The organism is Streptomyces sp. UH6 (assembly GCF_013421635.1).
GTDB lineage: Bacteria > Actinomycetota > Actinomycetes > Streptomycetales > Streptomycetaceae > Streptomyces > Streptomyces abyssomicinicus.
The window spans coordinates 1-7,278 of record NZ_JACADT010000223.1 but is presented as its reverse complement, the minus strand read 5'-3'; the positions used below and the strand labels follow the sequence as shown (position 1 = coordinate 7,278).

The window sequence follows — 7,278 nt, the reverse complement described above, 5'->3', positions numbered from 1 at the left end:
GCGGTGCGTGCGGTGCGTGCGGTGCGTGCGGTGCGTGCGGTGCGTGCGGTGCGTGCGGTGCGTGCGGTGCGTTCGGTCTACCAGTTCGTGTTGAAGGTCAGCGCCGGGACGGCCCTGGCCGCCAGGTCGTGCGCCTGGTCGGGCCACCAGGCGCCGGCGGCCGGGTCCACGACGCCGTACTCGGGGTCCTCGGGGCCCGCGGTGCCGCGGGTGCAGCTGCCGTCGGACTCGCCGGGGACCTTGACCCACAGGTAGGCGTCGAGGAGCGGGACGCCGGTCTGGCTGGTCGGGCGCACACCGAGGCCGCGGCCGGGCGGGTTGCACCAGTCCTGGGCGTCCGGGTACGACACGGTCGGCGTCCACGGGCCCTTGCCGTTGCGGCTGGTGTCGATGACGAAGTGGGTGAGCCGGGCGTCGGCGGGCACGTGCGAGGCGTACCAGCTGTCCGCGTCGGCGGCCGGCCACCACTGGTTGGGGCAGTCACCCGGCGCGGCGCCCTCGGTGTTCCCGAGGTACCAGATGCACTGGGAGATCTGGGTGCCGTAGCGGATCAGCTCGCTGTCGGTCCGGTAGTTCGAGACGTTGAGGAAGAAGCCCTGCGCCCGGGACACCCCGCCGTCGATGAGCAGCTGGGCGATCTCGCCGACGGCGTGCCAGGAGCTGTGACCGGCGTCCAGGTAGACGGCCGTGCCGGGCTGTCGGCCCAGCCGGTCCACCGCGTCGTTGATCTCCTCGAGCCGGGTGGTCTGCTGCTCGGCGGTCCCGCCGCAGAACGTGGGGGAGAGGGCAAGCCCGTCGGGCTCGAGCAGGACCACGGTCCTGCGGTCGCCGATGCCCTTGGCCAGGGCGTCGACCCAGGCGGCGTACTCCGCGCTGTTGGACGCGCCGCCCGCGGAGTACTGCGAGCAGTCCCGGCCCGGCACGTTGTAGGCCACGGTGACCGGCACCCGCTGCTGCGGCGCGGCCTTGGCCTGGAGCAGGCCCATCGCGTCGGTCGTCTGCTGGAGGGTGGTGGAGCCGGTGAACCACTGCGCGACCGGGTACGAGGCCATCGCGTCCATCAGCTTCGCGTTGGCCGTGTCCCCCGCCCTGCGGTCGGTGAGGGCCTGCGCGAAGGCCTTGCTGTCGCCTTCTATGTAGAACTTGGTGCCCGGGGTCAGCGTGTGCCCGGTGGACGCCGCGGCGGCCGGGGCGCTCGTGCCGCCGGACGCCGCGGGCGCGGTCTGCGCGGACGCCGGGGTGACGCACAGGCCGGCGAGGGCGGCGGCCGCGGCCGCCGCGGCGAGAAGGCGTCTGGCCTTGGGAGTGGAACGCACGGTCGGACTCTCGCAATCGTGTGGGGGACGGGATGAGAGGAGGTGCGAGGGAGAAACTGGGAGCGCTCCCAGTGGCGTGCGCACGCCATCCAAGCCAGGCGTCGGCGGGTACGTCAAGAGCGCGGACGGTTCCGGTTCCCCGGCTTCCGAACGGGATGAACGCCCCATGCGCGAGGGGGAGTTCGCGGAACTTCGCGAACTCCCCCTCAGGCATGGGGCGGTGCGGCGCCGTCAGCGCGGCGCGGTGTCCGCCGCCGCACCGCGGACGGAGCGCGCGACGTCGTGGAGCGCCTCCTCCGAGCGGTGCAGGAGGTCCAGGGTGAGCGCGGCCGTCCAGGAGAACTCCCGTGCGCCGCACGCCTCTCCGGTGTACGGGTCGACGTACTCGGCGAAGTCGGAGGACCCCGCCGTCTCGACCAGGGACGCGCGCAGCCCGGCGGCGAGTTCCTCGTGGCCGTGCAGCCGCAGCCCGCGCTCCACCAGCCAGCCGACGTTGAACCAGGCCGGGCCGCGCCAGTACCGGTGCGGGTCGAAGCAGGCGCCGGTCAGGTCGTAGCTCGGCACGAGCCGGGTGGAGACGCCGAGGCCGAACCGGGGGCCGCGGAGCGTGTCGACCAGCGCGCCGGCGGTGCCCTCGTCCAGCGTGGGCAGGATCAGGGGGATCAGGCCCGCCGCCCCGTGCTCCTCGACCAGCTCGCCGGTGAGGACGTCGCGGCAGAGGAAGAGGCCGTGCCGCTTGTCCCACAGCCGGTCGACCAGGGCGCGGGTGAGCCGCGCCGCGCGGGCGTGACGCGCGGTGGAACGGATGCCGAGTTCCGTCTCGATCAGGCCCAGGGCGTGCTCCGAGGCGATCAGCAGCGCGTTGAACGCCGGGTCCTCCACGGCGAACCCGCCGAGGCCGTCGACGTACCCGCGGTCCCGGTAGTCCATGGCCAGCTTCACGTACCGGCCGTAGTCCAGGTCCGTGGGCCGGTCCTCGGGAGCGCCGTGCGCCAGGTCCGCGCGGGTGAAGGAGCCCGCGGGGGCCGGCGCCACCCGGGAGAGCGGCGGGTCCCAGCAAGGGCTGTTGTCCATCCCCTGCTCCCAGGGGTGGACCACGCTGACCAGGCCGCCGCCGCCCAGGTCACGGTGGCGCAGCAGGTAGTTGTGCCAGGACACCAGCTTCGGGTAGGCGCGGCGCAGGAAGCCGTTGGTCCGGGACAGGCCCGGATCCGCGCGGTGCGTCAGCCACACGGCCAGCGCGTGCACCGGCGGCTGGACGATGCCCGAGGTCTGGACGACCGTCGGCGCGCCGGAGGGGCGGCCGGCCGTGGTGGAACGCCAGAAGTCCGGGCTGGGGAAGTAGGCGTCGTGCGGCACCGCGGGGTTGAAGACGATGTGCGGGATCCGGCCGTCGTCCCACTGGGCGGAGAAGAGGGTCCGCAGCTCGGTCTGCGCGCGCAGCGGGGAGAGGTGGCGCAGGCCGATCGCGACGAACGCCGAGTCCCACGACCACTGGTGCGGGTAGAGGGAGCGCGAGGGCACCGTCGAGGAGCCCTGCCAGTTGTCCTCCAGCACCAGGCGCGCCCGGGCGTCCAGGGAGCCGGCGAGCGAGGACGGGTCGAAGGGCAGGGCCGCGCCCGTGAGGGTCTCGGAGGCCGTGAGGGCTCCGGCGGACGCGGCCGCCCCGGCCTCCGGGGCGGCCGGGGCGACCGGGCCCGCGGCGAGGTCGGGGGCGGGGGAGGGCGGTAGGTGGACGGGATCCGCAGGCTCCGCGGGGGGTTCCGTGGGCTCCGTCCGCCGGGTGTGACCGACGTCGGCACGGGCTGCAGGGGTGTCCACCGGGCTTCTCTCCAACGAGATGACATCGAAGGGCAGACGTGACGGGGACCACGCTTTCCGTCAGGTCTGCCGGGAGGTACGTCTATTAAGCACGCGAAACCATCATGTAATCGGCATTTCGCAAAAGACAAGGGTCCGCGTCTCCACCCGTGGCGGCGCCGCGTCCGCCACCGGCACCGGTGAAGGGGCTGACCTGCGGCGACGCGTCCGGCGCGGGCCGGCTGTGAGACGCGGCGCACTGCGCCGGGTGACGGCGTCCTCACGGCCGCCGGGGAGGGCGTGCAAGATCGTCCGAGATCTGGCCGGAATCCTCCGCCTCCGCCCCGTCCGGACCGGCGTACGGGACCGCCGGGCGCGGGAGGGCGGAGGGTGAAGGGTTCTCCAAGTGTGCAGGCCGGGCGGGAGGTGCGCCGGGCGTCCGGATGGTGAAATCCGGCACTCCTCAGGGCGTGATTCTCGCCACCCCTGATAGGTGAACCGCTCAGATGAGCAATTTGACGATGACTGCACTTCATCAAGCCGTGGCACTCGGTGCCATCGGATGATCGTTCATCGGTCAAATTCAGACGAGCTACAACCCCGCTCATCTGAGCGTAGGCCCCGCTCTTCCTGGCCGGTTGCGTTCAAGTAGTGAACACATCCTGCGCCCAAAGCTTGCCAAGTCTTGACTTGGTGATCATCGGTCCGACCCCCTCAGCGGCCAATGACTTCGAAGGCGCACGTACCCATAACCCCTGGATCTGGGTATGTTCCTCGCCGTCAGGGCAGTCATCGCGTCCTCGAGGAGTCGAGAACAGTGTTGGTGAACAAAGACCGCAGCGAGGTCCACCAGGCGGGTGGAAGCGTTGAGAAGGTGAAGTTCGTGTACGACTTCACCGAGGGGAACAAGGACCTCAAGGACCTTCTCGGTGGCAAGGGCGCGAACCTCGCGGAAATGACCAACCTGGGTCTTCCGGTGCCTCCCGGGTTCACCATCACCACGGAGGCCTGCAAGGTCTACCTGGAGAGCGGCCGGGAGCCGGTGGCACTGCGTGACGAGGTGAGTGCGCACCTCGACGCGCTGGAGCGCCGGATGGGCAAGAAGCTCGGCCAGGCCGACAACCCTCTCCTGGTCTCGGTCCGCTCCGGCGCCAAGTTCTCCATGCCGGGCATGATGGACACGGTCCTCAACATCGGCCTCTCCGACGCCTCCGTCGAGGGCCTCGCCCAGCAGGCCGGAAACGAGCGGTTCGCCTGGGACTCCTACCGCCGCCTCATCCAGATGTTCGGCAAGACGGTCCTCGGCGTGGAGGGCGACCTCTTCGAGGAGGCCCTCGAGGAGGCCAAGGAGGCCAAGGGCGTCCGTGTCGACACCGACCTGGACGCGGCCGACCTGAGGAAGCTCGTCGCCCGCTTCAAGGAGATCGTCACGGCCGAGGCCGGCCGCGACTTCCCGCAGGACCCGCGCGAGCAGATGGACCTCGCCATCAAGGCGGTCTTCGACTCCTGGAACACCGACCGCGCCAAGCTCTACCGCCGCCAGGAGCGCATCCCCGGCGACCTCGGCACCGCGGTCAACGTCTGCTCCATGGTCTTCGGCAACCTGGGCGACGACTCCGGCACCGGTGTCGCCTTCACCCGGGACCCCGCCTCCGGCCACCAGGGCGTGTACGGCGACTACCTGCAGAACGCGCAGGGAGAGGACGTCGTCGCCGGCATCCGCAACACGGTGCCGCTCGCCGAGCTCGAGTCGATCGACAAGACGTCGTACGACCAGCTGATGGACATCATGGAGACCCTGGAGAACCACTACCGGGACCTCTGCGACATCGAGTTCACCATCGAGCGCGGCAAGCTGTGGATGCTGCAGACCCGCGTCGGCAAGCGCACCGCCGGCGCCGCCTTCCGCATCGCCACCCAGCTCGTCGACCAGGGCCTGATCGACGAGGCCGAGGCCCTCCAGCGGGTCACCGGCGCGCAGCTCGCCCAGCTGATGTTCCCCCGCTTCGACACCGACGCGAAGGTGGAGCAGGCCGGCAAGGGCATCGCCGCCTCCCCGGGCGCGGCCGTCGGCAAGGCCGTCTTCTCCTCGAAGGCCGCCGTCGAGTGGGCCGCCCGCGGCGAGCAGGTCATCCTGGTCCGCCGGGAGACCAACCCCGACGACCTCGACGGCATGATCGCCGCCGAGGGCATCCTGACCTCCCGCGGCGGCAAGACCTCGCACGCCGCCGTGGTCGCCCGCGGCATGGGCAAGACCTGCGTCTGCGGCGCCGAGGAGCTCGAGGTCGACGTCAAGGCGCGGAAGATGACCGTGCCCGGCGGCGGCGTGGTCGCCGAGGGCGACGTGATCTCCATCGACGGCTCCACCGGCAAGGTCTACCTCGGCGAGGTACCCGTCGTGCCGTCGCCGGTCGTCGAGTACTTCGAGGGCAAGGCCGACCCGGCCGCCGAGGACGCCGACGAGCTGGTCAAGGCCGTCCACCGGGTCATGGCCTTCGCCGACGGCGAGCGCCGCCTCAAGGTCCGCGCCAACGCCGACAACGCCGAGGACGCCGCCCGCGCCCGCCGCTTCGGAGCCCAGGGCATCGGCCTGTGCCGCACCGAGCACATGTTCCTCGGCGACCGCCGCGAGCTGGTCGAGCGGCTGATCCTCGCCGAGAACAAGGAGGAGCAGGGGGAGGCCCTCGAGCAGCTGCTCCCGCTCCAGAAGGGCGACTTCGTCGAGCTCTTCCAGGCGATGGACGGCCTCCCGGTCACCGTCCGCCTGATCGACCCGCCGCTCCACGAGTTCCTGCCCGACCTCACCGAGCTGTCGGTGAAGGTCGCCGTCGCCGAGGCCAAGGGCGAGGACGTCTCCGAGTCGCAGCGCCTGCTGCACTGCGTGCAGCGCCTCCACGAGCAGAACCCGATGCTCGGCCTGCGCGGCGTGCGCCTCGGCCTGGTCATCCCCGGCCTGTTCACCATGCAGGTCCGCGCCATCGCCGAGGCCGCGGCCCAGCGCAAGGCGGCGGGCGGCGACCCGCACGCGGAGATCATGATCCCGCTGGTGGGCACCGTCCAGGAGCTGGAGATCGTCCGCGAGGAGGCCGAGCAGGTCATCCGCGAGGTCCAGGAGACCTCCGGCGCCGCGCTCGACATCGCCATCGGCACCATGATCGAGCTGCCGCGCGCCGCGGTGACCGCCGGTCAGATCGCCGAGGCCGCGGAGTTCTTCTCCTTCGGCACCAACGACCTGACCCAGACCACCTGGGGCTTCAGCCGCGACGACGTCGAGGCATCCTTCTTCTCCCAGTACCTGGAGAAGGGCATCTTCGGCGTCAGCCCGTTCGAGACGATCGACCGGGACGGCGTGGGCGAGCTGGTGCGCATGGGCGTGGAGCGCGGGCGGGCCACCCGGCCCGGCATCAAGCTCGGCGTCTGCGGCGAGCACGGCGGCGACCCGGACTCGGTCCACTTCTTCCACGAGGTCGGCCTCGACTACGTCTCCTGCTCGCCGTTCCGCATCCCGGTGGCGCGGCTCGAGGCGGGCCGGGCGGCGACGGAGTCCGAGGGCAGCGACTTCCGCTGACGCGGAGTGTCTCGCTTCCGGCCGGTGCGGGGATGTGCCCCCGCCCGGCCGGGTTCCGCCCCGGGGCCGGAACCGGTCATGTTCCGTGACCCTCATCCGGCCGGCGACGACGGCCCCGGAGCACCACGGGAGGCGGCACCCTGTGCGGGGGTGCCGCCTCTTCACGCGTCGTCTGTCCACTCATGTCCACTCAGGCCCGCTGGCAGTTGGTCCAAACCACGACGGAGACGTCGCCCACAGCGGTGTGGTCCCAGTACACAACGCCCGCATTCGTGGCAGGGTCCAACCGGGTGCCCACGAGGTCCACGTTGGTCCCGGGGTATTCGGTCGGCTCGACGACGTACCCGCCGACGCTCGCCGCGGTGTAGTCGCCCGCCGGGCAGGGCGGCGTCCGGACCGCGTAGTTCTGGACGGTGCCGGGCGCCGATGGAATGACCGCCTCGGCGGTCACCACCTCGAACCGCGCCGGGTCGGCCGGTCCCGGCTCGCCTTGAGGTCCTTGGGGGCCCGTCTCACCTTGCGGACCGGCGGGGCCCGCCGGCCCGGGCTCACCGGGTGCGCCGGGCTCGCCGGGTTCCCCTTGCTGCCCTGCGG

The 7,278-nt window shown here is 71.7% G+C and carries 4 protein-coding genes; 1 reads left to right on the top strand and 3 read right to left on the bottom strand.

The window, feature by feature from the left end:
• Window positions 1-77 precede the first annotated feature (77 nt).
• On the bottom strand, window positions 78-1,316 hold the full coding sequence (locus HW445_RS13510; RefSeq protein WP_308799058.1) for a glycoside hydrolase family 6 protein: 1,239 nt from the start codon (window positions 1,314-1,316) through the stop codon (window positions 78-80).
• A gap of 231 nt (window positions 1,317-1,547) precedes the next feature.
• Window positions 1,548-2,927, bottom strand: a complete 1,380-nt coding sequence (locus HW445_RS13505) for a hypothetical protein (RefSeq protein WP_180221270.1) — start codon at window positions 2,925-2,927, stop codon at window positions 1,548-1,550.
• 1,063 nt (window positions 2,928-3,990) lie between these two features.
• On the opposite strand from HW445_RS13505, the gene ppdK reads away from it, so the two are divergent.
• Window positions 3,991-6,684, top strand: coding sequence for a pyruvate, phosphate dikinase (gene ppdK / locus HW445_RS13500; protein WP_308799060.1), 2,694 nt, complete (start codon window positions 3,991-3,993; stop codon window positions 6,682-6,684).
• Window positions 6,685-6,874: 190 nt separating this feature from the next.
• Here the strand turns inward: ppdK and HW445_RS32795 are convergent, their stop codons facing one another.
• A complete protein-coding gene (locus tag HW445_RS32795; protein ID WP_218956939.1) occupies window positions 6,875-7,135 on the bottom strand; it encodes a hypothetical protein in 261 nt (86 codons plus the stop codon).
• Window positions 7,136-7,278 lie beyond the last annotated feature (143 nt).